26 protein-coding genes are annotated in these 25,616 nt (G+C 71.0%); 16 read left to right on the top strand and 10 right to left on the bottom strand.

Features of this window, described 5'->3' with window-relative positions:
- Nucleotides 1–13 precede the first annotated feature (13 nt).
- Together BMZ82_RS27650 and BMZ82_RS27645 are read left to right on the top strand one after the other, a co-directional pair.
- Nucleotides 14–682, top strand: a complete 669-nt coding sequence (locus BMZ82_RS27650; RefSeq protein ID WP_093780123.1) for a response regulator transcription factor — start codon at nt 14–16, stop codon at nt 680–682.
- Between the two features lie 38 nt (nt 683–720).
- Nucleotides 721–1,353, top strand: coding sequence for an AAA family ATPase (locus tag BMZ82_RS27645; protein ID WP_093780122.1), 633 nt, complete (start codon nt 721–723; stop codon nt 1,351–1,353).
- 51 nt (nt 1,354–1,404) lie between these two features.
- Here the strand turns inward: BMZ82_RS27645 and BMZ82_RS27640 are convergent, their stop codons facing one another.
- Nucleotides 1,405–2,511 carry a DUF5937 family protein gene (locus BMZ82_RS27640; RefSeq protein ID WP_093780121.1) on the bottom strand — a complete coding sequence of 369 codons (1,107 nt, stop codon included), beginning with the start codon at nt 2,509–2,511 and terminating at the stop codon, nt 1,405–1,407.
- A gap of 239 nt (nt 2,512–2,750) precedes the next feature.
- Here BMZ82_RS27640 and BMZ82_RS27630 point away from each other — a divergent pair, with 239 nt between their 5' ends.
- Nucleotides 2,751–2,972, top strand: a complete 222-nt coding sequence (locus tag BMZ82_RS27630; protein WP_093780120.1) for a hypothetical protein — start codon at nt 2,751–2,753, stop codon at nt 2,970–2,972.
- On the opposite strand, the gene BMZ82_RS27625 is transcribed toward BMZ82_RS27630, so the two are convergent.
- Nucleotides 2,962–4,203 (bottom strand): threonine aldolase family protein, encoded by a 1,242-nt coding sequence (locus BMZ82_RS27625; protein ID WP_093780119.1) that lies wholly within the window; start codon nt 4,201–4,203, stop codon nt 2,962–2,964. The genes BMZ82_RS27630 and BMZ82_RS27625 overlap by 11 nt on opposite strands.
- A gap of 200 nt (nt 4,204–4,403) precedes the next feature.
- On the opposite strand from BMZ82_RS27625, the gene BMZ82_RS27620 reads away from it, so the two are divergent.
- The 10 genes from BMZ82_RS27620 to BMZ82_RS27575 all read left to right on the top strand — a co-directional run bounded on the left by BMZ82_RS27620 (nt 4,404) and on the right by BMZ82_RS27575 (nt 12,769).
- Entirely contained in the window at nt 4,404–5,378 is a 975-nt protein-coding gene (locus BMZ82_RS27620; RefSeq protein WP_093780118.1) for a Rossmann-like and DUF2520 domain-containing protein, read from the top strand.
- Nucleotides 5,375–6,382 (top strand): pantoate--beta-alanine ligase, encoded by a 1,008-nt coding sequence (gene panC / locus BMZ82_RS27615; RefSeq protein WP_093780117.1) that lies wholly within the window; start codon nt 5,375–5,377, stop codon nt 6,380–6,382. Before BMZ82_RS27620 ends, panC begins: the two co-directional genes overlap by 4 nt.
- Nucleotides 6,379–8,109 (top strand): L-aspartate oxidase, encoded by a 1,731-nt coding sequence (locus tag BMZ82_RS27610; RefSeq protein ID WP_093780116.1) that lies wholly within the window; start codon nt 6,379–6,381, stop codon nt 8,107–8,109. The genes panC and BMZ82_RS27610 overlap by 4 nt, the downstream gene beginning before the upstream one ends.
- A gap of 5 nt (nt 8,110–8,114) precedes the next feature.
- Nucleotides 8,115–9,110 (top strand): carboxylating nicotinate-nucleotide diphosphorylase, encoded by a 996-nt coding sequence (gene nadC / locus BMZ82_RS27605; protein WP_093780115.1) that lies wholly within the window; start codon nt 8,115–8,117, stop codon nt 9,108–9,110.
- 15 nt (nt 9,111–9,125) lie between these two features.
- Nucleotides 9,126–9,923 carry a type III pantothenate kinase gene (locus tag BMZ82_RS27600; RefSeq protein WP_093780114.1) on the top strand — a complete coding sequence of 266 codons (798 nt, stop codon included), beginning with the start codon at nt 9,126–9,128 and terminating at the stop codon, nt 9,921–9,923.
- Between the two features lie 164 nt (nt 9,924–10,087).
- On the top strand, nt 10,088–10,792 hold the full coding sequence (locus BMZ82_RS27595; protein ID WP_093780113.1) for a hypothetical protein: 705 nt from the start codon (nt 10,088–10,090) through the stop codon (nt 10,790–10,792).
- 64 nt (nt 10,793–10,856) lie between these two features.
- Nucleotides 10,857–11,036, top strand: coding sequence for a hypothetical protein (locus tag BMZ82_RS27590; RefSeq protein WP_093780112.1), 180 nt, complete (start codon nt 10,857–10,859; stop codon nt 11,034–11,036).
- A gap of 172 nt (nt 11,037–11,208) precedes the next feature.
- A complete protein-coding gene (locus BMZ82_RS27585; protein WP_371271314.1) occupies nt 11,209–11,649 on the top strand; it encodes a BlaI/MecI/CopY family transcriptional regulator in 441 nt (146 codons plus the stop codon).
- Nucleotides 11,650–11,658: 9 nt separating this feature from the next.
- Nucleotides 11,659–12,207 (top strand): amino-acid N-acetyltransferase, encoded by a 549-nt coding sequence (locus tag BMZ82_RS27580; protein ID WP_093780110.1) that lies wholly within the window; start codon nt 11,659–11,661, stop codon nt 12,205–12,207.
- Between the two features lie 226 nt (nt 12,208–12,433).
- Nucleotides 12,434–12,769, top strand: coding sequence for a histone-like nucleoid-structuring protein Lsr2 (locus BMZ82_RS27575; protein WP_093780109.1), 336 nt, complete (start codon nt 12,434–12,436; stop codon nt 12,767–12,769).
- Here the strand turns inward: BMZ82_RS27575 and BMZ82_RS27570 are convergent.
- Nucleotides 12,748–13,470, bottom strand: a complete 723-nt coding sequence (locus BMZ82_RS27570; protein WP_093780108.1) for an SCO3374 family protein — start codon at nt 13,468–13,470, stop codon at nt 12,748–12,750. The two genes, BMZ82_RS27575 and BMZ82_RS27570, sit on opposite strands and share 22 nt — an antisense overlap.
- 431 nt (nt 13,471–13,901) lie before the next feature.
- On the opposite strand from BMZ82_RS27570, the gene BMZ82_RS27560 reads away from it, so the two are divergent.
- Nucleotides 13,902–16,427 (top strand): ATP-dependent Clp protease ATP-binding subunit, encoded by a 2,526-nt coding sequence (locus BMZ82_RS27560; protein WP_093780107.1) that lies wholly within the window; start codon nt 13,902–13,904, stop codon nt 16,425–16,427.
- 73 nt (nt 16,428–16,500) lie between these two features.
- On the opposite strand, the gene BMZ82_RS27555 is transcribed toward BMZ82_RS27560, so the two are convergent.
- Entirely contained in the window at nt 16,501–17,145 is a 645-nt protein-coding gene (locus BMZ82_RS27555) for an HAD family acid phosphatase (protein WP_093780106.1), read from the bottom strand.
- Nucleotides 17,146–17,661: 516 nt separating this feature from the next.
- Between BMZ82_RS27555 and BMZ82_RS27550 the strand changes: the two genes are divergently transcribed.
- Nucleotides 17,662–18,246, top strand: coding sequence for a M23 family metallopeptidase (locus BMZ82_RS27550; protein ID WP_093780105.1), 585 nt, complete (start codon nt 17,662–17,664; stop codon nt 18,244–18,246).
- Between the two features lie 11 nt (nt 18,247–18,257).
- Here BMZ82_RS27550 and BMZ82_RS27545 read toward each other — a convergent pair whose 3' ends face one another.
- Nucleotides 18,258–18,845: a TetR/AcrR family transcriptional regulator gene (locus tag BMZ82_RS27545; RefSeq protein ID WP_093780104.1), complete on the bottom strand. Its 588-nt coding sequence runs from the start codon at nt 18,843–18,845 to the stop codon at nt 18,258–18,260.
- 166 nt (nt 18,846–19,011) lie between these two features.
- Here BMZ82_RS27545 and BMZ82_RS27540 point away from each other — a divergent pair, with 166 nt between their 5' ends.
- Nucleotides 19,012–20,607 (top strand): MDR family MFS transporter, encoded by a 1,596-nt coding sequence (locus BMZ82_RS27540; RefSeq protein WP_093780165.1) that lies wholly within the window; start codon nt 19,012–19,014, stop codon nt 20,605–20,607.
- A 202-nt stretch (nt 20,608–20,809) separates the two neighbouring features.
- Here BMZ82_RS27540 and cseC read toward each other — a convergent pair whose 3' ends face one another.
- From cseC to BMZ82_RS27515, 5 genes are all read right to left on the bottom strand, one after another.
- Nucleotides 20,810–22,153, bottom strand: a complete 1,344-nt coding sequence (gene cseC / locus BMZ82_RS27535; RefSeq protein WP_093780103.1) for a two-component system sensor histidine kinase CseC — start codon at nt 22,151–22,153, stop codon at nt 20,810–20,812.
- 19 nt (nt 22,154–22,172) lie between these two features.
- Nucleotides 22,173–22,874: a two-component system response regulator CseB gene (gene cseB / locus BMZ82_RS27530; protein ID WP_093780102.1), complete on the bottom strand. Its 702-nt coding sequence runs from the start codon at nt 22,872–22,874 to the stop codon at nt 22,173–22,175.
- 276 nt (nt 22,875–23,150) lie between these two features.
- The gene (locus tag BMZ82_RS27525) at nt 23,151–23,819 is read right to left on the bottom strand and encodes a hypothetical protein (protein ID WP_093780101.1); all 669 of its coding nucleotides are present in this window, start codon (nt 23,817–23,819) and stop codon (nt 23,151–23,153) included.
- Nucleotides 23,804–24,346: a SigE family RNA polymerase sigma factor gene (locus BMZ82_RS27520; protein ID WP_093780100.1), complete on the bottom strand. Its 543-nt coding sequence runs from the start codon at nt 24,344–24,346 to the stop codon at nt 23,804–23,806. The genes BMZ82_RS27525 and BMZ82_RS27520 overlap by 16 nt, the downstream gene beginning before the upstream one ends.
- Before the next feature lie 304 nt (nt 24,347–24,650).
- Complete coding sequence (locus BMZ82_RS27515) at nt 24,651–25,580, bottom strand: HhH-GPD family protein (RefSeq protein ID WP_093780099.1); 930 nt, start codon at nt 25,578–25,580, stop codon at nt 24,651–24,653.
- Between the last annotated feature and the right edge of the window lie 36 nt (nt 25,581–25,616).

Below are 25,616 nucleotides of genomic sequence, written 5' to 3'. Positions count from 1 at the left end.
GGAAGAGGACCTCATGACGATCCGCGTGATGCTCGTCGACGACCAGGTGCTGCTGCGCACCGGGTTCCGGATGGTGCTCGACGCCCAGCCGGACATGGAGGTCGTGGCGGAGGCGGGCGACGGTGTCGAGGCTCTTCAGGTGGTGCGGTCCACGGCGGTCGACGTGGTGCTGATGGACGTCCGCATGCCGAAGCTGGACGGGGTGGAGGCCACCCGGCGTATCTGCGCTGAGCCCGAGCCGCCGAAGGTGCTGATCCTGACCACCTTCGACCTCGACGAGTACGCGTTCTCCGGGCTGAAGGCGGGCGCCTCCGGCTTCATGCTGAAGGACGTGCCGCCGGGCGAGCTGCTCACCGCGATCCGCTCCGTGCACAGCGGCGACGCGGTGGTCGCCCCGTCCACCACCCGCCGCCTGCTCGACCGGTTCGCGCCGATGCTGCCCGCCACCGGCAAGGAGCCCCGGCACAAGGAGCTGGAGCGGCTCACGGAGCGCGAGCGCGAGGTGATGGTGCTGGTCGCCCAGGGGCTGTCCAACGGGGAGATCGCGGCCCGGCTGGTGCTCTCCGAGGCGACCGTCAAGACCCACGTGGGCCGCATCCTCACCAAGCTGGGGCTGCGCGACCGGGTCCAGGTCGTCGTCCTCGCGTATGAGACGGGGCTCGTCCGCGCGGGCGGTCACTGAGCCGGGGCCGAGCCAAGGACGGCCACTAGGGTCTGCGCATGCTCCTGTGGATCAACGGCCCCTTCGGGGGCGGCAAGACACAGACCGCGTACGAGATACGGCGTCGGCTGCCCGGCAGCGTCGTCTGCGACCCCGAGCACGCCGGTTTCGGCCTGCGCCGCATGCTGCCGCCCGACCTGCGCGGGGACTTCCAGGACCTGGCGTCCTGGCGGCAGGGCGTCGTCGAGGTCCTCGACCTGGCGCTCCGCAGGCACGACGGCGTGGTCATCGCCCCCATGACCGTCACCGATGCCGGGTACTTCGAGGAGACCGTCGGCAGGCTGCGCGAACTCGGCCACGACGTGCGCCACTTCACGCTCCTCGCCGAACGCCAGACGGTCCTGCAGCGGCTGCGCGAGCGCGGCGTGGGGCACCTCCTCGGGTTCGCCGCCGGAAAGAGCGCGGTGCCGCGCGGGGAGAGCTGGGCCGTCCAGCGGCTCGACCACTGCCTGGAGCGGCTGCGCGAGCCGGAGTTCGCCGAGCACCTGTGGACGGACCACTCGACCGTGCCGAAGACGGCCGACCGCGTGGCCGTCCTGGCCGGGCTGACGCTCACGCCCCACACCGAGGGCGCGCTGCGGACGCGACTGCGGCAGGCGGCGGTGGGCGTGCGGCATATCCGGTTCGACTGAGCAACCCGCCGATCCACTCCGCCGATCCACCCCGCTGAGCCGCCCGCCCGGCTAGCGGAGTATCCCTTCCAGGAAGTCGCTGCCCAGCCGGGCCACCACGGTCGTGTCGAGCTGGTGCAGCACGTACCGGCCGCGCCGGCGTGTGGTGAGCAGGCCCGCCTTCTTCAGGACGCCGAGATGCCGGGATATCTCGGGGGCCGTCATGCCGTGCACCTGGGCCAGCTCGGTCGTGGTGTACGCGCTGCGCGCCAGTTGGCGGCAGAGCCGCATCCGGACGGGGTGGGACAGCGCGGTAAGCCGCAACGTCACCTGCTCGACGGACGGCGGCGACGCCAGCTCCGGCGAGCCGATCGGGTAGTGGATCACCGGCTGCCAGCCGTACCGGTACAGCACCGCCAGGTGGGGCCAGCCGAGACTTGTCGGTACGAGCAGCAGGCCGCCGTCGCCCGTGGTGCCGCGGACGTCGACCAGCTTGTCGACGGTGATCCGCGCGGTGTGCTCGTCCAGGGTCACGGCGGGGGACACCGCGTGCAGCGCCTCCGCCAGGCCCTTGCGGCGCAGCAGGTCCGTCTTGTGGCGGGCGTCCGCGGTGAGGGGGTGGCGCACCCGGGCCCAGACGTCGGCGAAGAACGCCTCTTCGCACTCCTCCAGGAACTCCCTCAGCCAGGCACGCACGCGTGGCGGTTCCTCGAGCACCCTTTGGGTGAACCGCACCTGGCGCGGGCCGCGTGAGGCGGCCAGCTCGAAGGTGCGGCGGCGCAGCGCGGGGTCGGACAGGACACCGGGGCCCGGCAGCTCGTAGCCGGGCGCGCAGGTGAACTCCAGGGCCAGGTCCACGAACTCCTCGTCCGTCAGCTTGTCCAGGAGGTCGAGCTCCTCGGCCAGCGTGGCCCCGGGGAGCGTGCCGCGGCCCGGGATGCCCGCGTACGGCAGGAAGAGGTCCGAGAACGTCGTACGCCACAGGAAGTCGGCCTCGCACATCCGGTCGGCCAGCCGTGGGTCGAGACGCGCGGTGACGCCGGTGACCCAGCTCTGCAGACCGGGATGGTGCCCCGGCTCGGACAGCGCGTGCAGCGCCATGCCGAGCTCGGCCAGGGGCGAGGGGACGACGGCGACCCTCTCCGGCCGCAGCCCCGCGATGTCGATGCTCACGCTCATGCCCTCATGGTGCACCCCACCACTGACAACGCGGTCCCCGATTGACGGCCGCCGTCAATCGACGCGACGCGGGGCGCCGACCGGGCGCAGCCTGAGGACACCGGAGCCGCCGCGCGGCCTGCCGGATCGCCTTTCCGGCAGCCCGATCACGGCCCGACCATGACCCGGCCATGACCCGGCCACAGCCCGGTCCCGGTCCCGAATCCTGTCCCGAAACACGTCCTGAAGAGGCATCAGCCATGAGCATCACGCAGCAGTACGCCCTCGACGTCTACCGCGCCCGGAAGCACGGCGAGCCCCCCGTCCAGGCGCCCGGCGCCCACGACTGGCAGGTGATGCGCGAACTGCGCGACTACCAGCGGTTCCGCGCGGTCCTCGCCGGCCGCCCCGCCCATGGGCGGCTACGACGGCTGTTGAGCCGTCGGTTGCGCCTGCGCCCGAGCCCGCGTCCTACGCGCTGACCCCTTCGGCCACACCCGGCACACCCGGTACCCCTGGCACCCCCGCCCCCTCGGCCACTCGCGTCACTCGCGTCACTCGCGCCACGAACTCCGCGACCGCCGCCTTCACGTCGTCCGCCGTCCAGGTGAGGCCGTCCGCGCGGACGGTGACCTCGGTGAGGGACAGCCCGGGCCCGCCGCGGTCCCAGGCGGCGGCGAAGAGCATCGTGCGCGTCTCCTCGGCCTGGAGCGCCGCCGCCTCGGCGAGGACGTCCGCCTCGTACGGCAGCCAGACCTGGAACTCGTGGGTGTGCGGCACCTCGGGGTGCACCCGGGCCCACGGCACGCCCGCCTCGGCGAACCCCTCGCGCAGCGCGGCGGCCACCACGCGCGCGTGGGTCACGTACTCCGGCAGCCGGGGCAGTTCCCGCGCCAGGCCGACGAGGGCCGACAGGGCGGTGGGGAACTGCTGGAAAACCGTTCCGCCGTAGCGGTGCCGCCAGGTCTTCGCCTCCTCCACCAGCGTCTTCGGGCCGGCGAGCGCGGCGCCGCCGAAGCCGTCGAGGGACTTGTAGAACGACACGTAGATGTTGTCGGCGAGGTCCGCTATCTCCCGCAGGGGGCGGCCGAAGTGGAGGGTCGTCTCCCACAGGCGCGCGCCGTCGAAGTGCACCACCGCGTCGCGCTCGCGCGCCGCCTGAACGACGTCGGTGAGCTCCTCCCAGGAGGGCAGTACGAAACCGGCGTCCCTGAGGGGCAGTTCCAGCATCAGGGCCCCGAAGGGCTCCTGGAAGGCGCGGACCTCCTCGGCCGTCGGCGGCCGGGGCTCGCGCGTCACCCGGACCGTGCGCAGCTCGCTGACCGCGCCGAACGCGCCCCGCTCCCACACCTCGGGGTGGCTCAGCGCGTGCAGCGCGACCGTGGCGTTGCCGGTGCGGCCCGCCCAGCAGCGCAGGGCGACCTGCTGGGCCATCGTGCCGGTGGGGAAGAACGCGGCGGCCTCCATCCCCAGGAGCCCGGCGACCCGCTCCTCCAGGGCCGCCACGACCCCGTCGCCGTAGATGTCCGCGGGCTCGTCCAGGTCGTAGACCTGGGGTGCGGCCTCGTGCAGCAGCGCGAGCCGGTCACGCAGCGTGCCCCGGAAGCCCCCGCGCGCGAGGACGCGGTCCGCCTCCCGGTAGGCGGCCGCCCGCCGCTCCCGCAGCCGCTCGCCTGCCGTCTTCTCATCGCCCTGCTCCACCGTGTTCGTCATGCCCCGGATGATGCCGTGCGACGGCTCGCGCGGGCACACGCATTTGGAGCGCGCGGATGTGCCGGCCCCGCCCGGCCCCTGGGGGCGGGTGGGAAAACCCACAGCCTGTGGACAACCGGATCCCCCTCGAACAGATCGCGTTAACATGACGAGAAATCGTCCGGTACCCGGAGCGGACTGGAACGGAAGGCCGTCGTCGCGTGAGTACAGCCCAACAGCCAGACCCCAGGGACCGCCCCGCGCGGCTCGCCGTGGGCGTCGTCGGCGCGGGCCGGGTGGGTCCCGCCCTGGCCGCGTCGCTCCAGTTCGCCGGGCACCGCCCGGTCGCCGTCTCGGGCGTCTCCGACGCCTCCAGGCGGCGGGCCGCGCTCCTGCTGCCCGACGTGCCCCTCGTGCCGCCCGCCGAGGTTCTCCAGCGCTCCGACCTCGTGCTGCTGACCGTCCCCGACGACACCCTGCCCGGGCTCGTGGAGGGCCTCGCCGAGACCGGCGCCGTGCGGCCGGGCCAACTGCTCGTGCACACCTCCGGGCGGTACGGCGCGCGGGTCCTCGACCCCGCCCTGCGCGCGGGCGCGCTGCCGCTCGCGCTGCACCCGGCGATGACCTTCACGGGCACGCCCGTGGACGTCCAGCGGCTGGCCGGCTGCTCCTTCGGCGTCACCGCGCCCGAAGAGCTGCGGCTGGCCGCGGAGGCCCTCGTGATCGAGATGGGCGGCGAGCCCGAGTGGATCGCCGAGGAGCACCGCCCGCTCTACCACGCGGCCCTCGCCCTGGGCGCGAACCACCTGGTCACACTGGTCGCCCAGTCCATGGAGCTGCTGCGCGCGGCCGGCGTCGAGGCCCCCGACCGGATGCTCGGCCCGCTGCTCGGCGCGGCTCTCGACAACGCGCTGCGCTCCGGTGACGGGGCGCTCACCGGGCCCGTCGCGCGCGGGGACGCGGGCACGGTCGCCGCGCACGTCGCGGAGCTGCGCGAGCACGCCCCGCAGACCGTCGCCGGCTACCTGGCGATGGCCCGCGCGACCGCCGACCGCGCACTCGCGCGCGGGCTCCTCAAGCCCGAACTCGCCGAGGACCTCCTCTGGGTACTCGCCGACGGCGCCCATGGCACGCCCGGCGCTCCCGGCACCCCCGGTGGTCCCGGCGCGCACGGCACCGAAGGAGACGCCGGATGACCGCCACCCTGCTGACCGCCGGCGAACTGCACGCACGCGCGCGTGGCGGCCGCCGGGCCGTCGTGATGACCATGGGCGCCCTGCACGAGGGCCACGCCACCCTCATCCGCACCGCCCGCGACCTCGCCGGGCCGGACGGCGAGGTCGTCGTCACGGTCTTCGTCAACCCGCTGCAGTTCGGCGCGGGCGAGGACCTCGACCGCTACCCGCGCACCCTGGACGCCGACCTCGAGATCGCCGAGCAGGCGGGAGCGGACGTCGTGTTCGCCCCCTCCGTGGACGAGGTCTACCCGGGCGGCGAGCCCCAGGTCCGCATCACCGCGGGCCCCATGGGGGAGCGCCTGGAGGGCGGTTCGCGCCCCGGGCACTTCGACGGCATGCTCACCGTCGTCGCCAAGCTGCTGCACCTCACCCGGCCGGACGCGGCCCTGTTCGGGCAGAAGGACGCCCAGCAGCTCGCCCTGATCCGCCGCATGGTGCGGGACCTGAACTTCGGCGTGGAGATCGTCGCCGTACCGACCGTGCGCGAGGACGACGGGCTGGCCCTGTCCAGCCGAAACCGCTTTCTGTCCGCCAGGGAGCGGCGCACCGCGCTCGCGCTCTCCCAGGCCCTCTTCGCGGGCGCTGACCGGCACGCCGCGCAGGAGGCGCTGCGGGCACGCGCGCGTGAGGTGCCCGCCACCTACGCGCGCGCCGAGGCGCTCAGCGCCATCGGGGAGTCCCGCGCGGCAGCCGACACGCACGCCGTCGCGAAGGCCGCGCCCGGCGACCCAGCAGCCGTCCGCGCTGCGGCCCTCGCGGTCCTCGACGGCGCCGCGCGCCTCGACCCGCCGCTGGAACTGGACTACCTCGCGCTCGTCGACCCGGCGGACTTCACGGAGATCACCGGCATCGAGGGCGACTTCACCGGCGAGGCCGTCCTCGCCGTCGCCGCCCGGGTCGGGACGACCCGGCTGATCGACAACCTCCCTCTCACCTTCGGAACCCTCGGAGCCGCCTCGTGACCAGCACAGGTATACGACTGCACGCGCCCGCGCCCGGGTGGGACATCGCCGCGGACGTGGTGGTCGTCGGCTCCGGAGTCGCCGGCCTGACCGCCGCCCTGCGCTGCGAGGCCGCCGGTCTGAAGACGGTCGTCGTCACCAAGGCACGCCTCGACGACGGCTCGACCCGCTGGGCGCAGGGCGGCATAGCGGCGGCCCTGGGCGAGGGCGACACGCCCGAACAGCACCTGGACGACACGCTGGTGGCGGGCGCGGGCGTGTGCGACGAGGACGCCGTACGGATCCTCGTCACCGAGGGCCCCGACGCCGTGCGCCGGCTGATCGAGACCGGCGCCCACTTCGACGAGTCCGAGGAAGGCGGCCTGGAGCTGACCCGCGAGGGCGGCCACCACCGCCGCCGGATCGTGCACGCGGGCGGCGACGCGACCGGCGCGGAGATCACCCGCGCGCTCGTCGAGGCGGTACGCGCGCGTGGCCTGCGCACGATCGAGAACGCGCTCGTGCTGGACCTGCTCACGGACGCCGACGGCCGCACCGCCGGCGTCACCCTGCACGTCATGGGCGAGGGCCAGCACGACGGCGTGGGCGCCGTGCACGCCCCCGCGGTCGTCCTCGCGACCGGCGGCATGGGCCAGGTGTTCTCCGCCACCACCAACCCGTCGGTGTCCACCGGCGACGGCGTGGCGCTCGCCCTGCGCGCGGGCGCGGAGGTCTCCGACCTGGAGTTCGTGCAGTTCCACCCGACCGTCCTGTTCCTCGGCGCCGACGCGGAGGGCCAGCAGCCCCTCGTCTCCGAGGCGGTGCGCGGCGAGGGCGCCCACCTGGTCGACGCGGCCGGTGTGCGCTTCATGGTCGGGCAGCACGAACTGGCCGAGCTCGCGCCCCGGGACATCGTCGCCAAGGGCATCATGCGCCGCATGCAGGAGCAGGACGCCGAGCACATGTTCCTCGACGCCCGGCACTTCGGCGCCGAGATGTGGGAGCACCGCTTCCCGACGATCCTCGCCGCCTGCCGCACGCACGGCATCGACCCGGTCACCGAGCCCGTCCCGGTCGCCCCGGCCGCCCACCACGCCTCCGGAGGCGTGCGCACGGACTCCCGAGGCCGTACGACCGTGCCGGGCCTGTACGCGTGCGGGGAGGTCGCCTGCACCGGCGTGCACGGCGCGAACCGGCTCGCGTCGAACTCCCTCCTGGAGGGACTCGTCTACGCCGAGCGCATCGTCGCCGACATCGCCGAGAGCCGCGGGCAGGACGGCCTCCACGCGCGTGTGCCCGCGCCGGTCGAGCACCCCGAGAAGCCCGCGCACCCGCTGCTGGCCCCCGAGGCCCGGTTCGCCATTCAGCGCGTCATGAGCGACGGCGCGGGCGTCCTGCGCTCCGCCGCGTCCCTGGAGCGGGCCGCCGGGCACCTGCAGCGGCTGCACGCCGAGGCCCGCGACGCCCTCGACGAGAACGGCAAGACGGCCGAGCCCGGCGTCGACACCTGGGAGGCCACCAACCTCCTGTGCGTCGCGCGCGTCCTGGTCGCCGCCGCCCGGCAGCGGGAGGAGACCCGCGGCTGCCACTGGCGCGAGGACCATGCCGACCGCGACGACGCGAACTGGCGCCGCCACATCGTCGTAAGGCTGAATCCGGACCGCACGCTCGCCGTACACACCACCGATACCGCAGACTTCCCCCCGACCCGGCAGCACCAGCCGGAGCACCGTCCCCAGGAGCAGTGACAGACGTGAGCACCCCCGACCTTCCCCTCGCCCAGAGCGGCGGCTGCGGCGACGGCTGTGCCTGTGGCGCCGACGCCGAGTACGGCGAAGAGGGCTACGCCGAGTACATGGAGTGCGGGCTCGACCCCGCGCTCGCCCAGCTCCTGGTGGACGCCGGGCTCGACCCCGTGGAGGTCGAGGACATCGCCAACGTCGCCATCCAGGAGGACCTGGACCACGGCGTCGACGTGACGACGGTCGCGACCATCCCCGAGGACGCGGTCGCCACCGCCGACTTCACCGCGCGCGAGGCGGGCGTGGTCGCGGGCCTCAGGATCGCCGAGGCGGTCGTCTCGGTCGTCTGCACGGACGAGTTCGAGGTCGAGCGGCACGTGGAGGACGGCGACCGCGTGGAGGCCGGCCAGAAGCTGCTGTCGGTCACCACGCGCACGCGTGACCTCCTCACCGCCGAGCGCAGCGCGCTCAACCTGCTGTGCCGCCTCTCCGGCATCGCGACCGCCACGCGCGCGTGGGCGGACGTCCTGGACGGCACCAAGGCACGCGTGCGTGACACCCGCAAGACGACGCCGGGCCTGCGCTCCCTGGAGAAGTTCGCCGTCCGCTGCGGCGGCGGCGTCAACCACCGCATGTCGCTGTCCGACGCCGCCCTGGTCAAGGACAACCACGTGGTCGCCGCGGGCGGCGTCACCCAGGCCTTCGAGGCCGTACGGGAGGCCTTCCCGGAGGTGCCGATCGAGGTCGAGGTCGACACCCTGCACCAGTTGCGCGAGGTCGTCGACGCCGGAGCGGACCTGATCCTGCTGGACAACTTCACACCCGGGGAGTGCGCGGAGGCCGTCGGAGTCGTCGGCGGGCGCGCCCTCCTGGAGGCGTCCGGCCGGCTGACCCTGGAGACCGCCAAGGCCTACGCCGACACCGGTGTCGACTTCCTCGCCGTGGGCGCCCTGACGCACTCCTCGCCGATCCTGGACATCGGTCTGGATCTACGAGCGGCCGAGTAGGAACGGGGACCGGCCATGCTGCTGACGATCGACGTGGGCAACACGCACACCGTGCTCGGCCTGTTCGACGGTGAGGACATCGTCGAGCACTGGCGGATCTCCACCGACGCCCGCCGCACCGCGGACGAACTGGCCGTGCTCCTCCAGGGCCTGATGGGCATGCACCCGCTCCTCGGGGACGAACTGGGCGACGGCATCGACGGGATCGCCATCTGCGCCACCGTGCCCTCGGTGCTGCACGAGCTGCGCGAGGTGACGCGGCGCTACTACGGCGACGTCCCCGCGGTGCTCGTCGAACCCGGCGTGAAGACGGGCGTGCCGATCCTGTTCGACAACCCCAAGGAGGTCGGCGCCGACCGCATCATCAACGCCGTCGCGGCGAACGAGCTCTACGGCGGCCCGGCGATCGTCGTCGACTTCGGCACGGCGACGACGTTCGACGCGGTCTCCGCGCGCGGGGAGTACGTCGGCGGGGTCATCGCCCCCGGCATCGAGATCTCCGTCGAGGCCCTGGGCGTCAAGGCCGCGCAGTTGCGCAAGATCGAGCTGGCCCGCCCCCGGAGCGTGATCGGCAAGAACACGGTCGAGGCGATGCAGTCCGGGATCGTCTACGGGTTCGCAGGCCAGGTCGACGGAGTGGTGACCCGGATGGCCCGCGAGCTGGCGGACGACCCGGACGACGTGACGGTGATCGCCACGGGCGGCCTGGCGCCGACGGTGCTCGGCGAGGCCACGGTGATCGACGAGCACGAGCCGTGGCTGACGCTGATCGGGCTGCGCCTGGTCTACGAGCGCAACGTGTCGCGCATGTGAGCGCGGCGGGCGGACCGCGCCGCCACAGGGCCCCGGCGGCGGCCCAGGAGGCCACGGGGCCACCAGGGCGGATTCGGGCGCGCCGCACCCATTCCTGATGTCGAATTTGTCTGATTAGCGCGTATCGTCGCGGCATGCCCACGCCTTACGGATCCCGCGGCGGCATGGCGTTCGGCGCGGAGGAGCTGCGTGTGCTCCGCCGCGCCCTCGCCCTCGCCCTCCACCCCGGCCCCGTCTCCGCCGAGGACGTCCAGGACTGCCATCGCCTCGCCGAGTCCCTCGACGAGGCGATGGGTGAGGCCGCCCGGCTGCGGGCCTTCCTGGTGGCCGACCTCGCCCGGTACCGCGCCGCCCTCCCCGGCACCGCAGCCGGCTACCTCACGCTCCTGGAGGAGGTCCTGGCCACCGGCTACCGGCCCGAACCCGACGACCTCGCCGCCCTCCGCGCCCTGCGCGGCAACCCGACGGCCGCCGCCCTCCTGGACCGCTGCCAGTCGCTCGCCGAACACGACGTACGCGCCCGTCTCGCGCGCCGTACGGCCCGCAGGCTCTCTCCGGTCACCCCGGCCGTCCCGGCGTCCCGTACGCGCCTCCTGGCCCTTCCTGGAGGCCTCTCCGGCGACGGCTACGCCCGCCTCTCGGTCGTCGCCGAGGACGCGAGCCGGCGTCCGGGCGAGGAACCGGGGAAGAAACCCGCCGAGAAGCCGGCCGCCCCAGCCCCCGCGCCCGGTCCGGGCCCCGCCCCCGCCAGGCCCGCCGCCCCGGACCCCGCCCGCCGGCCCGTCCCCACGCCGGGCGAGGTCTTCCCGCGCCGCAAACCGACCCCGCCGCCCGCCACCCCTGACCAGCAGCGACTGGCCGCCGGCTGACCCGGGCGCACCGGCCGGGCGACCCCGCCCCGATGTCCCGTTCCTCCCTGGCTACCCTGGATCCATGGACTACGTCTCCGCGCTCGTGCCCCCCGTCGTCATGGCCGTGTTCTTCATCGGTGTGATCAGGGTGATCGTGAAGACCCAGGGCGGGGCCAACAAGGCCAAGGAGGACGCGGTCGTCGACGCCGCCCTCGCGCGCGTGGAGGGTGCCCGCCAGGCCCCCGCGGGCCCCGACGCCTGACCGACGCACGACGCTTCCGAGCCATCCAGGGCGTGCGGCTCCCGCAGGGGGCCGCACGCCCTCTTTGTTCCCGTTTGTCGATGAAAGTGCACGTCCGGCACGCGATTGGCGAGATCTCCCACTATTGTTCTGAGCTGTGCCTCGCCCATTGGGAGAACTCGAAGACTCGGTCATGACGCGGGTGTGGAAGTGGAACCGCCCGGTGACCGTTCGAGAAGTCCTGGAAGACCTTCGGCAGGAACGGTCCATCGCGTACACCACGGTGATGACCGTTTTGGACAATCTCCATCAGAAGGGCTGGGTGCGCCGTGAAGCGGAAGGCCGGGCCTATCGATATGAGGCGGTCTCCACCCGAGCCGCCTACGCTGCCGCCCTGATGAACGACGCCTGGGCGCAGAGCGACAACCCCGCAGCGGCTCTCGTCGCCTTCTTCGGGATGATGAGCGACGAACAGCGCCATGCGCTGCGCGACGCCGTACGCATGGTCCAAGGTCCGGAAACTGCCGAAACCGCGACTACGGGGAGTGCCGAGAGCACAGGGAGTACCGGGAGCGGGACTGCGGCGAGTGTCGGGGAGAACCCCGCCTCGGCAACGGAGGCCGACGGGCGATAGCGTCCGCTCATGTCAGCAGAGAGTCCCTCCGCCGAGAACCCCGAAGTCAGCGCTAATGCCATCACCGTCCGGCGGGCCCGGACCGGCGATGTGCCCGCCGTACGCCGTCTCCTTGACGCCTACGTCCGTGGCGGCATCCTGCTCGACAAAGCGACGGTCACGCTTTACGAGGACATCCAGGAGTTCTGGGTCGCCGAACGGGACGACAACGCCGAGGTGGTCGGCTGCGGCGCCCTGCACGTCATGTGGGAAGACCTGGCGGAAGTCCGCACTCTCGCGGTGAAGCGTGGCCTGAAGGGCGCCGGCGTCGGTCACCAGTTGTTGGAGAAGTTGCTCCACACCGCACGCTGGCTCGGTGTTCGCCGAGTTTTCTGCCTGACCTTCGAAGTGGACTTCTTCGGCAAGCACGGCTTCGTGGAGATCGGTGAGACGCCGGTCGACACCGATGTGTACGCGGAGCTGTTGCGTTCCTATGACGAGGGCGTCGCGGAGTTCCTCGGACTCGAACGAGTGAAACCCAACACCTTGGGCAACAGCCGGATGCTTCTGCATCTGTGATCGTGCTCGTCCATTCCGGCCGAACCGCCTTGCCCGGGTGCCCTATGTCCGAAACGCGCACGTTTTCGGACGGGCGGCGGGCTGCCGGCCTCTGCCGGGGGTTTGTGTTTTCCCAGCAAAAGCGGTTTGCTTTCGGACGTACTGCAGTACTGCATATAACAGGGCGCGGCTAAACGGCGGACGCCGCGGATCCCCGACCCTCACGTTTTCGATGAAAGGAAATCCGGTGGCACAGAAGGTTCAGGTCCTTCTTGTCGACGACCTCGACGGCGGCGAGGCGGACGAGACCGTGACGTTCGCTCTGGACGGCAAGACGTTCGAGATCGATCTCACGACTGGCAATGCCGACAAGCTGCGAGGACTTCTCGAGCCCTACGTGAAGGGCGGCCGTCGTACCGGGGGCCGTGCTTCGGGTGGGCGTGGAAAGGCGCGCGCCGCTTCCGGCGGCAGCCAGGACACCGCTCAGATCCGCGCGTGGGCGAAGGAGAACGGTTACGAGGTCAATGACCGTGGCCGCGTTCCCGCGTCCATTCGCGAGGCCTACGAGAAGGCCAACGGCTGAGCGCTCACGCGCCGCAGCCGGACCCGGTGGCAATGCGTCGCCAGCGTGTCCACCAGCCGTACGAGATCGGGGGCGCCCCCAACGCCCCCCATGGCCGACATCGTCGGCAGCGAGGCCTCGACCTCGCACCCTGCCACGGGGGGCCGCAGCCACACGGCGGCCCCCTGCACCGGCCCGGGCCCGCGCGCGCCCGGAACACCCCCTGCGACACGGCCCGGAGCGTGGCCGGCGTCGTGGTCGGCGCCGTGACCCGGATCGCGGCTCGCGTCCCGGCCGGGGGCCCGGCCCGGATTCCGGCCCGGGGGCACAGGCGCCTCGATGAGCCCGCCCGCGCCGATCGCCGTCAGATCCAGTGCCAGCGCGCCCCACTCCAGCCACTGCAGGATCCCCGGCACCTCCTCCGCGCCGCCCGCTGCCACCAGCAGCCGCAGCCGGTCGCCCCGCACGGCCACCGGCGAGCCCGGCGCCAGGCGCCGCAGCGCCGCGAGGCCCGCCTCGGCCGGCACGTCCAGGACGTCGAAGCGCTCGCCCACCAAAAGTCGTACCGGCTCCCCGGGCACTGTCGCCCAGCCCAGTTCGTTCTCGTACCAGCCGCGGATCGGATCCGCCGGATCATCCGGATCCAGCGGCCGTCGGGGGAGGGGAACCGTGAGGATTGCAGGCGCGGCCGAGCGGGCAGCCGGGGGGACGGAGCCAACCATGCCAAGTGCAACCGCCGAAAAGACCCGCGAGTTACGCTGGGTGTTCCCATGACCGCACCGCGTGTCGACAAAAGGGGCGGGCGAGGGGGTCGGCGGGCGGAAGGTTGTTCGCCCGTAGCGGAGGGAACCGGGGCACACGGCATGGAGTGTCAGTCCCAGCGGGTAAGACATGCCTAGTGGGAGGGGGCGACACGCGGGAAAGGCCGGTCTCACGTTCGCCATCGGCGTACTGGCGACTGGGGTAACTGCCTGGCCTGCGGGAACATCGTCTCGCACCATCGGGTTGGAGCAGATGTCGGCGTTCGGGGTCAGGAGGCCATCGACGGTGTCGGCAGTTGGAATGAGCGGTCCCCGCTTGCGGGACTAAGCTGCGGAAGGACAGGGAGGGGAAGTTCCCCCCACTGCCTGACCGCTCTGAGGAGCGATTAACGATGTTCGAGAGGTTCACCGACCGCGCGCGGCGGGTTGTCGTCCTGGCTCAGGAAGAAGCCCGGATGCTCAACCACAACTACATCGGCACCGAGCACATCCTCCTGGGCCTGATCCACGAGGGTGAGGGTGTCGCCGCCAAGGCCCTTGAGAGCCTCGGGATTTCGCTCGAGGCGGTCCGCCAGCAGGTGGAGGAGATCATCGGCCAGGGCCAGCAGGCCCCGTCCGGGCACATCCCCTTCACCCCCCGTGCCAAGAAGGTCCTGGAGCTGTCGCTCCGCGAGGCTCTTCAACTGGGTCACAACTACATCGGCACGGAGCACATCCTGCTCGGCCTGATCCGTGAGGGCGAGGGCGTCGCCGCCCAGGTCCTGGTCAAGCTGGGTGCCGATCTCAACCGGGTGCGGCAGCAGGTCATCCAGTTGCTCTCCGGCTACCAGGGCAAGGAGACCGCCACCGCCGGCGGGCCTGCCGAGGGCACGCCCTCGACGTCCCTGGTCCTCGACCAGTTCGGCCGGAACCTCACCCAGGCCGCTCGTGAGTCCAAGCTCGACCCGGTCATCGGGCGCGAGAAGGAGATCGAGCGGGTCATGCAGGTGCTGTCCCGCCGTACCAAGAACAACCCGGTCCTGATCGGGGAGCCCGGCGTCGGCAAGACCGCCGTCGTCGAGGGCCTCGCCCAGGCCATCGTCAAGGGCGAGGTGCCCGAGACCCTCAAGGACAAGCACCTCTACACCCTGGACCTCGGCGCGCTGGTCGCCGGCTCCCGCTACCGCGGTGACTTCGAGGAGCGCCTGAAGAAGGTCCTCAAGGAGATCCGCACCCGCGGCGACATCATCCTGTTCATCGACGAGCTGCACACGCTGGTCGGTGCGGGTGCCGCCGAGGGCGCCATCGACGCCGCTTCGATCCTGAAGCCGATGCTGGCCCGCGGTGAGCTGCAGACCATCGGCGCCACCACGCTGGACGAGTACCGCAAGCACCTGGAGAAGGACGCGGCCCTCGAGCGCCGCTTCCAGCCCATCCAGGTCGCCGAGCCGTCCCTGCCGCACACGATCGAGATCCTCAAGGGCCTGCGCGACCGGTACGAGGCGCACCACCGCGTCTCCATCACCGACGAGGCGCTGGTCCAGGCCGCCACCCTGGCCGACCGGTACATCTCGGACCGCTTCCTGCCGGACAAGGCGATCGACCTGATCGACGAGGCCGGTTCCCGGATGCGCATCCGCCGGATGACCGCTCCGCCGGACCTGCGCGAGTTCGACGAGAAGATCGCGGGCGTGCGCCGCGACAAGGAGTCCGCGATCGACTCGCAGGACTTCGAGAAGGCCGCCTCCCTCCGCGACAAGGAGAAGCAGCTCCTGGCCGCCAAGGCCAAGCGGGAGAAGGAGTGGAAGGCCGGCGACATGGACGTCGTCGCCGAGGTCGACGGCGAGCTCATCGCCGAGGTCCTCGCGACCGCCACCGGCATCCCGGTCTTCAAGCTGACCGAGGAGGAGTCCTCGCGTCTGCTGCGCATGGAGGACGAGCTCCACAAGCGGGTCATCGGCCAGGTCGACGCCGTCAAGGCGCTGTCGAAGGCGATCCGTCGTACGCGTGCGGGCCTCAAGGACCCGAAGCGTCCCGGTGGTTCGTTCATCTTCGCCGGCCCGTCCGGTGTCGGTAAGACCGAGCTGTCCAAGGCGCTCGCCGAGTTCCTCTTCGGTGACGAGGACGCGCTGATCTCCCTCGACATGTCGGAGTTCAGCGAGAAGCACACGGTGTCGCGTCTCTTCGGTTCCCCGCCCGGATACGTGGGTTACGAAGAGGGCGGCCAGCTCACCGAGAAGGTCCGCCGCAAGCCGTTCTCCGTCGTTCTCTTCGACGAGGTCGAGAAGGCCCACCCGGATATCTTCAACTCGCTGCTGCAGATCCTGGAGGACGGTCGCCTGACCGACTCCCAGGGCCGGGTCGTGGACTTCAAGAACACGGTCATCATCATGACGACCAACCTCGGCACGCGGGACATCTCGAAGGGCTTCAACCTGGGCTTCGCGGCCTCGGGCGACAAGAAGTCCAACTACGAGCGCATGAAGAACAAGGTCTCGGACGAGCTCAAGCAGCACTTCCGCCCCGAGTTCCTCAACCGCGTCGACGACGTGGTCGTCTTCCCGCAGCTCACGCAGGAGGACATCCTGCGGATCGTCGACCTGATGATCGGCAAGGTGGACGAGCGTCTGAAGGACCGGGACATGGGCATCGAGCTCTCCCAGTCCGCCAAGGAGCTGCTGTCCAAGAAGGGTTACGACCCGGTGCTGGGTGCGCGTCCGCTGCGTCGCACCATCCAGCGCGAGATCGAGGACACGCTCTCGGAGAAGATCCTCTTCGGCGAGCTGCGCCCCGGTCACATCGTGGTCGTCGACACCGAGGGCGAGGGTGAGACCGTGACCTTCACCTTCCGCGGTGAGGAGAAGTCGGCGCTGCCCGACGTCCCGCCGATCGAGCAGGCGGCCGGCGGTGCCGGACCGAACCTGAGCAAGGAGGCCTGACCCTTCGGGGGTCGAGCCGAAGAAAAGGGCCGGTGCTGAAAAGCACCGGCCCTTTTCGCATGTCCGGGATCGGTTATGAGAGCTGGCCGTCGTAGTCCGGCAGCTTGTACGTCGTCTCGGCGTGGCCGCCCGACAGGTCGGTGGCGCTGTTGCCGATGTTCGCGATGATCGTGTAGCCCTTGGACTCGATCGTGACGCGCTGGGCGGTCTTGTAGGCGGCGACGTCCTTGAAGAGGTCGAGGAAGCCGCGCACGTAGAGGCCGGACACCGTGTAGCCGACGTGCTTGAGGTTGTAGTCGGTCACCCCGGAGATGATGCCCGGGCGGGCGGTGACGAAGAACAGCGAGACGCCGTGCTCCTGGGCGTACGTGGCGACGTCGAGCACCGGCTTGTTGGCCGGCTGAGGGTAGCTGAAGCCGAAGTCGGTCTCCAGCGTGGTGTTGTCGACGTCGAAGACGATCGCCTGCTTCTCGCCCGGCCTGGCGGCGGCGATGCGCTGCTTCAGCGCCGGCAGGGCCTGGTCCATCACGGCCTGGCAGTCCTGCTGCCAGGTGGCGTAGTCGACGTCCGCCGCGGCGGACGCGGAGGCGGTGGAGGCGGCGACGGTGGAGGTGCCGGTGGCCGTCGCGGCCTGGGCGCCGGCCGGGACGGCCATCGCCGTGACGGCGGCGGTCGCCACGGCGGTCATGGCTATACGCGTCCAGGTGCCTCTGGTCATGTGTGGGGGTCCTCTCGCGTCCTTGCGCTACCGGTGTCGTGGGCATGCTAATCGCTGGGGATGGCCTGCGAGGAACCAGCGGGTTACTGGACGGTAGTGGGCGGTGAGAGGCCGGTCACAGACCCGTGCACGTGATCGTGACCGGGGTCACAAGTGCCCTGCGGGGTGCGGGAGTAGCCGCCGTCACATTCCGAAGTCCCTTGAAGCGGGCGGCCGGTGACAAGCGGCACAGGCGATTCGAGCCCTACTAGGCCGGTTAGTCGCACTCCAAAATCGCACAAAAGGAGCGATCGGTCCGGGGCCTCGCACCCCGCTCCAGTCTCGGGCACGGGTTGGTGCCGGAAGTGTCCGTAAGAGGTGGTCTGTCAAGGGATCAGAAGTTTTGTGGTGAAGTACTAGCTTCCGTCGTAGATCACACGTTTGGGGGTATCTGGGCTCGCGGGTTACCAAGGGATGGCCACCCCGGCAGAGCTTCACGCCGGGTGGTTTCTCTGTCCCCGTCCCCATGAGGTCTTCATGTTCCAGCGCGTCACGTTCCGTTCTTCCCGTACGTCCCTGCTTCGCTCCCGCGTGGCCGTCGGGGTCGCCGCTGTGGGCGCCTCGGTCGTGCTGGGAACCGGAGTGGCGTCCGCCGCTGCACCGGCCGCCGCGCCTGCCGCCGCGAAGACGGCCGCCAAGGCCGCGACCTGGATCGACCCGGTGAAGAAGTACACGCTGTCCGCGGGCTTCGCCCAGGCCGGCGCGATGTGGCAGTCCACCCACAGTGGTCAGGACTACGCCGTGCCGAGCGGCGCCACGGTCATGGCCGCGCACGGCGGCACCGTGGTCAAGGCCGGCGGCAACGGCGCCGGTGACGGCCCCGCCTACGGCAACGCCATCGTGATCAAGCACGCCAACGGCGTCTACTCGCAGTACGCCCACCTCTCACGCATCCAGGTGAAGATCGGCCAGATCGTCAAGACGGGCCAGAAGATCGCGCTGTCCGGCAACACCGGCAACTCCAGCGGTCCGCACCTGCACTTCGAGATCCGTACGACCGCGAACTACGGCTCGGCCATCAACCCCGTCACCTTCCTGCGCGGCAAGGGCGTGAAGGTCTGACGCTGCTGTGATCAGGTGCCCTGGTGCGCCTGAGTCACCAGATCCACGGCGACCTCGAGGGCGGCCTTCCGCTTGTCCTCGGGGTCGCCTTCGATGTCCTGCAGCAAGAACATGCCCGCGTGCAGCGTGAAGATGGCGCTCACGCAGCGGACCTGGTCGGTGAGGGAGACGTTCGGGTCGATGATGATGTCGAGCAGGCTGCGCATGCGGTCCTTGAACGCGTCGCCGATCTCGAGTTCCCGCACCGCCGCCTGGTTCTCCTGCATGAAGCGGAAGAACGGGCTCGCCTCGTAGAGCGCCTGGCTGTAACGCCGTACGAGCTCCTGCTTGGTCTCCAGGGTGTGCGGCTGGCTCCTGCCCCACTCGATCAGGTCTTCGATCGGCTTCGTCAGATCTCGGAAGATGCTGACGACGATCTCTTCCTTGGTCTTGAAGTGGTAGTAGAGGGCCGCCTTGGTGACGTCGAGGCGCTCCGCGATCTCGCGGAGAGAGGTCTTCTCGTAGCCCTGCTCGACGAAGAGTTCGAGTGCCACGTCTTGGATGCGCTGGCGAGTGTTGCCGCGTCGCTGCTGCTTGGTGCCGTCCATGGTGACGTCCATCCTCGTACTCCTCGAGCTCCCACGGAAACTTACTTGCCGCCCGGCTAGTCTGATCCCGGGAACTTACTTGACGCCCGGCTAGTGACAGGTCTACCTTCCCCAGTGTAGTGAACTAGCCGGGCGGCAAGTAAGTGGCCGGTCGGGGGGAGCCAGGGGAGTGGCGAAGATGGCGGACACCAAGGCAGTGGAGACAGAGGCGGAGAAACCGCCCAGGAGTGTGCGGGTCGTCCTGCTCGCGCTGATGATCACGATGATGCTCGCGATGCTCGACAACATGATCGTGGGTACGGCCATGCCGACGATCGTCGGCGACCTCGGCGGGCTCGAACACCTTTCCTGGGTGGTGACCGCGTACACCCTCGCGACCGCCGCCTCCACCCCGATCTGGGGCAAGCTCGGCGACATGTACGGGCGCAAGGGCGTCTTCATGGCCTCGATCGTGCTGTTCCTGATCGGGTCCGCGCTCAGCGGTATGGCCCAGAACATGGGCGAGCTGATCGGCTTCCGCGCGATCCAGGGCCTCGGCGCGGGCGGTCTGATGGTCGGTGTCATGGCGATCATCGGCGACCTGATCCCGCCGCGGGAGCGCGGCAAGTATCAGGGCATGATGGCCGGCGTCATGGCGCTCGCGATGATCGGCGGCCCGCTGGTCGGCGGCACCATCACCGACAACTGGGGCTGGCGCTGGTCCTTCTACATCAACCTGCCGCTCGGCGCGGTGTCGCTGACGCTGATCAGCGTCGTACTGCACCTGCCGAAGAAGCGGGCGAAGGCGGGCATCGACTACCTCGGTGTCGTCCTGCTGACCGTCGGCATCACCTCCATCGTCCTCGTCACCACCTGGGGCGGCACGGAGTACGACTGGACGTCCGCGCGGATCATGGAGCTCGTCGGGATCGGCGTCGCGTCGCTCATCGGGTTCGTGTACTGGCAGACCAGGGCCGCCGAGCCGATCGTGCCGCTGCACATCTTCCGCAGCCGCAACTTCACCCTGATGTCGCTCATCGGCTTCATCACCGGCTTCGTGATGTTCGGCGCGACCCTCTTCCTGCCGCTGTACCAACAGTCCGTGCAGGGCGCTTCCGCGACCAACTCCGGGCTGCTGCTCCTGCCGATGCTCGGCGCCATGCTCGTCACCTCGATGGTGGCGGGCCGGGTGACCACGAACAGCGGCAAGTACAAGATCTTCCCGGTCGTCGGCAGCGTCCTGATGGTCATCGGCCTGTACCTGCTGTCCACGATGGACACCGGCACCAGCCGCTTCACCTCCGGTGTGTTCATGGCCGTCGTCGGCCTCGGCATGGGCTGTCTGATGCAGATCACGATGCTGGTCGCGCAGAACAGCGTCGAGATGAGGGACATGGGCGTCGCGTCCTCGTCCACCACCCTCTTCCGTACGCTCGGCTCCTCCTTCGGCGTCGCGATCATGGGCGCGTTGTTCAACAACCGGGTCCAGGACGTCATGTCCCAGAAGGCCGGGGCGCTGGGCTCGAAGATCACCGAGCAGTCCGCGCAACTCGACGCGGCCAGCCTGGCCAAGCTGCCCGCCGTGGCCCGCGAGGCGTACCAGCACGCGGTGTCGGCCGGTACGCACTCGGCGTTCCTGCTGGGGTCCGTGGTGGCGGTCGCCGCGCTGGTGGCCGCGGTGTTCGTGAAGGAGGTTCCGCTCAAGGGGGCGGGGCCGCAGAAGGCGGACGAGACGAGCGGCGGCGCGACCGACGGGGCGGCTGTCGCGTCGCCGCCCATGGTCGACGCGGTCTGACCCGCGCAGTGAGCGAAGGCCTCCCGGCGGTGTCCGCCCCGGGGGGCCTTCTTCGTGCGGGTACGTGTGGGCCTGTCTGCGGGCCGCCCGTGCCCTGGGGGCTGCCGCCCCCAGACCCCCGCTTCGGCCCTGAAGGGGCCTCGTCCTCAAACGCCGGACGGGCTGATTTTCCCGGGCCGGCGTTGAGAAGCGCGCGTCGTCGTTACGGCATCATCGGGTAGCTTCCTGTGTTTGTCGGTGCGTGTTCGGGGAGCCATAGGACGGCGACGGCGCCTTCGGCGGGTATGTGTTCCGGGGCTCCTGCGGGTCGTACGTTGCGGAAGGTCAGGCGGGCGCCCAGGACGCGGGCCTGGCCTGCGGCGATGGTGAGGCCGAGGCCGTGGCCGTGTCCGGCGCGGTCGGCGCTGCCGGTGCGGAAGCGGCTCGGGCCCTCGGCGAGCAGATCCTCGGGGAAACCGGGGCCGTGGTCGCGGACCCGGATGACCCGGCCCTCGACGGTGACCTGGATCGGCGGCTTGCCGTGCCGGGCGGCGTTGGTGAGAAGGTTGAGCAGGACCCGCTCCAGGCGCCGGGGGTCGGTCGTGACCATCGACTCGTGCACCACCCGCACCTCTATGCCCGGGTCCTTGGCCGCCACCCGCCGGGTCACGAACTCGCCCAGCACGATGTCCTGCAGTTCGGCCCGCTCCGAGGCACCGTCGAGACGTGCCACCTCCAGCACGTCCTCCACGAGGGTGCGCATGGCCTGCGCCCGGTCCAGGACCAGCTCCGTGGGCCGGCCGGGCGGCAGCAGCTCGGCGGCCGTCAGCAGTCCCGTCACCGGGGTGCGCAGTTCGTGCGCGATGTCGGCGGTGACCCGGCGCTCTGCCTCCAGCCGCTCCTGCAACGTGTCCGCCATGGCGTCCACCGCGCTCGCCAGGTCGTCGGTCTCGTCCCGCACGACCCCGCCGATGGCGTCCCGTACGCGGACGTCCGACTCGCCCCTGGCGACCTGGTTCGCCGCGGCCGCCGCCTTGCGCAGCCGGCGCGACATCTGCCCGCCGATGAGTACGCCGAGCGCGCTGCCGCCGAGGACGACGGCGATGGAGCCGATCACCAGCGCCTGGTCGAGGTCGTTGAGAATGTCCGTGCTGCGGTCGGTGAACCCGGTGTGCAGGGACAGCACATGGCCGTCCTTGACCGGCACGGCCGCCCAGATGTCCGGCACATTGTTCGAGCGGTCGGAGACGAACGTGGCCCGGCGTCCCTCCCGGACCTTCTCCCGCAACGCCGGCGGCAGATTCGAGTCGTCGACCTTGATGTTGGGGAAGTTCAGCCGCCCCGACACCTCGTAGTTGCGCTGGGCGATCTGGATGCGCTCGTCGGCGAGGTCACGTGCGCTGTCCAGCATGGACACGCGGGCGGCGTTGTGCACGACCAGACTCAGCGCGATCGCCACCAGCGCGCCGACCAGCGCGATCGCCGCGCTCAGCTTCCACCGCAGCCCCGTACGGATACTCACGCGCTGTGTACGAACCGCAACCCGGTGCCGGATCATCCCCCGCATACTCCTGCCCCTGCCCCGCTCAGGCCTTCAGCTTGTAGCCGAAGCCGCGGACCGTCTCGATGCGGTCCTGACCGATCTTCGTCCGCAGCCGCTGCACATGGACGTCGACGACCCGGGTGTCGCCGCCCCAGCCGTAGTCCCACACCCGCTCCAGCAGTTTGTCGCGTGAGAGGACCGTGCCCGGAGCGGAGGAGAACTCCAGCAGCAGTCGCATCTCGGTCGGGGTCAGCGCGACCGGCTGCCCGGCCCGGCGTACCTCCATGCCGTCCGTGTCGACCTCCAGGTCGCCGAAGGTCAGCACCCCGCCGGCGGCGGAGGCGTCGGACTCGGTGCGGTCGCCGCCTCCCGCGTGGCCGAAGCGGCGCAGCACGGCGCGGATCCGGGCGACCAGCACGGCGCCGTCGAACGGCTTGGTCACGTAGTCGTCGGCGCCGGCCTCCAGGCCGAGGACGACGTCGATGGAGTCGGCACGCGCCGACAGCATGATCACCGGCACGGTGGACTCGTCCCGGATGCGCCGGCACAGGCTCACGCCGTCCAGGCCGGGCACCATGACGTCCAGCAGCGCGATGTCGGGGCGGTCGGCACGGAACGCCTCCAGGCCCGACAGGCCGTCGGGCATCGCGGTGACCACGAAGCCGTCCCGCTCCAGCGCGAGCTGGGTGGCTTCGCGGATGACGTCGTCGTCCTCGACGAAGAGGACGTGGGTCTGGTCTGCCATCCCGGTGCTCTCAGTTCTCGTATGCCAATGCGTAGGCGGTGCGTATGCATGTGCGGTGCGTATGCGGTGCGTATGAGTGTGCGTTCTCGTGTGTGGTCGTCAGGCTGTCGGTGTGCTGACGGTTTCCTGTCGAGGGCGCCCCATGATGGGACGCCCGGAGCACGGCCGGCGTTCATTCTCGTGGTGCCCGCCCCGCCCGACACTCATTGATCGGAACGAGCGGCCCGATCGGTTCACGCTCGCGGAAGTTTTTTCGGCCGGCCGGTCCCGCGCAGGTCAGCCCGCCTCCGGCGCCGCCACCGTCGGTTCTCCGCCGACGATGCCGCTGTAGTCGTTGTGCCAGCTAAATTCCTTCACGAAGCGGCCCGAGGCCCAGCGGTACGTGATCACGTTCTCGCCGGACGGGCTGGAGACCGGGTCGCCCTTCTCGTACACCTGCTTGGTCACCACCAGGTCGCCGCGGTCTATCTCCGCGTAGACCGGGGGCTCCTCGGCCTGGAACACGTTCTCGTAGCCGGCGTCGCCCTCCCGGTACACGTACGAGCCGACACCGACGTTGTCACCGCAGGTCAGGACGTTGACTATGACGTCGTTGCCGGAGCCGCCGGTGAGGTCGCCGTACGAGACGTCGACCGGGTAGTCGTCCCCGAAGCAGGGCTTCAGCTCGCGCTTGACCTCCGTCGAGACCGAGGGGTCGTCCTTCACGAGCCGGACCGCGTCCGCCAGGTCGGGGGCGTCGGTGGGCGTGAGCGAAGGCGAGGGCGAGGGTGTGACGCCCACCACCGCGTCGGCGTGGGCCGGCCCCTCGTCACGGGCGCCGGTGCCGCCGGTGCCACAGGAGGCGACCAAAAGGGCGAGGGCGGCGAGCACGGACATCGCCGTGATCACCGCCTGGATGGTGCCCCGGGCCGGTGTGGGCCCGGCCTCTGTCAGGCCGCCGCGCAACGCTCCCGCTCCTCACGCTCCAGCGCGCGTGCGTCCAGATCGCGGGCTTCCAGCTCCTCGCGGAGCCGGGCGAGCGCCCGGTGCAGCGTGCTCTTCACCGTTCCGGCCGACATGCCGAGGGCGGTGGCCGTCTCCTCCGTGGACATCTGCTCCCAGTGTCGCAGCACCACGACGCTGCGCTGCTTAGGAGCGAGCACCTTCATCGCGTCCATCAGCAGGGCGCGGTCCGCGTGCTGCTCGGTGGAGTCGTCCACACAGGCGTCCGGGAGCTGCTCGGTGGGTACTTCCTCGAGCTTGCGGGCCCGCCACCACTCGGTCCGCGTGTTGATCATGACTCGGCGCAGGTAGGCGTCCGCGAGGCGCTTGTCCGCGATGCCGTCCCAGCGGCCGTACGTCCGGGCCAGGGCGGTCTGCAGCAGGTCCTGTGCGTCGACCGGGTCCGGGACCAGCCGGCGGGCGCTGCGCAGCAGCGCGTCCTGCCGGGTGCGCACATACTCCTCGAACTCGAGCACATCGCCCTGCGCCATGGTGAACCCCTTCGTCCCCGTGCCGACCGGACTGTCGTCCGCCGGTTCCCGCCTGTGGTCTGTGGTCGTCGTGCCCCTGCCGGGCACACAAATGAAGCTACGGAGGTGTTGTCACGGCACTGTCCGAAGCAGCCTGCGGCTAGCGCTCGGCTGTCCGTCGGTTGTGTAACGGAAATGAGTTTGGGGTAGGGGGGCACGTCGAATGGCATGGCTTTGGGGTGATTTGCCTGGCGGTCGGGCGTGACAAAGGGCCGGGCGGCCGTCGTGATGAAGCCGCCTGTCTGTGAAATGACCGTGTGTCAGGTCAAAGCGGCAGGCGGTACAGGCCGCCCGGCAGCGGCTCCACCAGTCCGTCCGCGACGAGGCCGTCCAGCGCACGCGCGCGTTGCACCGGCTCGTGCCACACGCGGTCGAGGGCCGACTGCTGCACGGGCGCGTGCGCCTCCCGCAGGACGGCGAGCAGCTTGCCCCTGACCTGCCGGTCGGTCCCGGCGTACGTCTGCCCGCGGCGCGGCGGGCCGTCGTGCTCCGGCTTGCCCGCGAGTCGCCAGGCGCACTGCGCGGCGATCGGACAGCGCACGCAGGTCTCGTTCTTCGCCGTGCAGACGAGCGCCCCGAGCTCCATGGATGCGGCGGCCCAGCGCGCCGCGGTCGGCTCGTCGTCGGGCAGCAGCGCGCGGGCCAGCCTGCGCTCTGCGGCTGTGGTGGCGTTGGGCGGGTACTGCACGCCCGTGACGGCGCGCGCGAAGACGCGGCGGACGTTGGTGTCCAGGACGGCGTGCCGCTGGCCGTACGCGAAGGAGGCGACGGCGGCGGCCGTGTACTCGCCGATGCCGGGCAGCGCGAGGAGCTGCGCGTGGTCCGACGGTACGTCGCCGCCGTGCCGTTCCGTTATCGCCACCGCGGCGCCGTGCAGCCGCAGGGCGCGGCGCGGGTAGCCGAGCCGCCCCCACGCGCGTACGGCCTCGCCGGGGGCGTCCGCGGCGAGGTCGGCGGGGCGCGGCCAGCGGGCGAGCCACTGCTCGTAGACCGGCAGGACGCGGCTGACCGGCGTCTGCTGGAGCATGAACTCGCTGACCATCACGCCCCACGCACCGGCCTCGGGGTGCCGCCAGGGCAGGTCGCGGGCGTGGTCGTCGAACCAGTCGATCACCGGGGAGTGCAGGTCCGCTCCGGAGGCGTCGGCGTCGGCGCGGGCGGGGCCGCTGTGCGGGGGCTTCGTGGGCGCATTCATGGCCCTTCCGATCCTGCCATGCGCACCGGGGCACGC

This window comes from Streptomyces sp. yr375, from assembly GCF_900110755.1.
Lineage (GTDB): Bacteria > Actinomycetota > Actinomycetes > Streptomycetales > Streptomycetaceae > Streptomyces.
Note: the sequence above shows the minus strand (reverse complement) of the source record. Positions and strands in the feature narration are given on the sequence as shown.

Excerpts from the sequence above, each read along its gene's own strand:
- BMZ82_RS27585 (WP_371271314.1), top strand. The coding sequence starts at position 11,209 with ATGACGCGGGTGTGGAAGTGGAACCGCCCGGTGACCGTTCGAGAAGTC.
- cseC (WP_093780103.1), bottom strand. The coding sequence starts at position 22,153 with ATGCGGGGGATGATCCGGCACCGGGTTGCGGTTCGTACACAGCGCGTG.
- BMZ82_RS27625 (WP_093780119.1), bottom strand. The coding sequence starts at position 4,203 with ATGACGAACACGGTGGAGCAGGGCGATGAGAAGACGGCAGGCGAGCGG.
- BMZ82_RS27545 (WP_093780104.1), bottom strand. The coding sequence starts at position 18,845 with ATGGACGTCACCATGGACGGCACCAAGCAGCAGCGACGCGGCAACACT.
- BMZ82_RS27590 (WP_093780112.1), top strand. The coding sequence starts at position 10,857 with ATGGACTACGTCTCCGCGCTCGTGCCCCCCGTCGTCATGGCCGTGTTC.
- cseB (WP_093780102.1), bottom strand. The coding sequence starts at position 22,874 with ATGGCAGACCAGACCCACGTCCTCTTCGTCGAGGACGACGACGTCATC.
- BMZ82_RS27540 (WP_093780165.1), top strand. The coding sequence starts at position 19,012 with ATGGCGGACACCAAGGCAGTGGAGACAGAGGCGGAGAAACCGCCCAGG.
- BMZ82_RS27520 (WP_093780100.1), bottom strand. The coding sequence starts at position 24,346 with ATGGCGCAGGGCGATGTGCTCGAGTTCGAGGAGTATGTGCGCACCCGG.
- BMZ82_RS27650 (WP_093780123.1), top strand. The coding sequence starts at position 14 with ATGACGATCCGCGTGATGCTCGTCGACGACCAGGTGCTGCTGCGCACC.
- BMZ82_RS27515 (WP_093780099.1), bottom strand. The coding sequence starts at position 25,580 with ATGAATGCGCCCACGAAGCCCCCGCACAGCGGCCCCGCCCGCGCCGAC.
- BMZ82_RS27640 (WP_093780121.1), bottom strand. The coding sequence starts at position 2,511 with ATGAGCGTGAGCATCGACATCGCGGGGCTGCGGCCGGAGAGGGTCGCC.
- panC (WP_093780117.1), top strand. The coding sequence starts at position 5,375 with ATGACCGCCACCCTGCTGACCGCCGGCGAACTGCACGCACGCGCGCGT.
- BMZ82_RS27560 (WP_093780107.1), top strand. The coding sequence starts at position 13,902 with ATGTTCGAGAGGTTCACCGACCGCGCGCGGCGGGTTGTCGTCCTGGCT.
- BMZ82_RS27580 (WP_093780110.1), top strand. The coding sequence starts at position 11,659 with ATGTCAGCAGAGAGTCCCTCCGCCGAGAACCCCGAAGTCAGCGCTAAT.
- BMZ82_RS27645 (WP_093780122.1), top strand. The coding sequence starts at position 721 with ATGCTCCTGTGGATCAACGGCCCCTTCGGGGGCGGCAAGACACAGACC.
- BMZ82_RS27630 (WP_093780120.1), top strand. The coding sequence starts at position 2,751 with ATGAGCATCACGCAGCAGTACGCCCTCGACGTCTACCGCGCCCGGAAG.
- BMZ82_RS27550 (WP_093780105.1), top strand. The coding sequence starts at position 17,662 with ATGTTCCAGCGCGTCACGTTCCGTTCTTCCCGTACGTCCCTGCTTCGC.
- BMZ82_RS27600 (WP_093780114.1), top strand. The coding sequence starts at position 9,126 with ATGCTGCTGACGATCGACGTGGGCAACACGCACACCGTGCTCGGCCTG.
- BMZ82_RS27570 (WP_093780108.1), bottom strand. The coding sequence starts at position 13,470 with ATGGTTGGCTCCGTCCCCCCGGCTGCCCGCTCGGCCGCGCCTGCAATC.
- BMZ82_RS27595 (WP_093780113.1), top strand. The coding sequence starts at position 10,088 with ATGGCGTTCGGCGCGGAGGAGCTGCGTGTGCTCCGCCGCGCCCTCGCC.
- BMZ82_RS27555 (WP_093780106.1), bottom strand. The coding sequence starts at position 17,145 with ATGACCAGAGGCACCTGGACGCGTATAGCCATGACCGCCGTGGCGACC.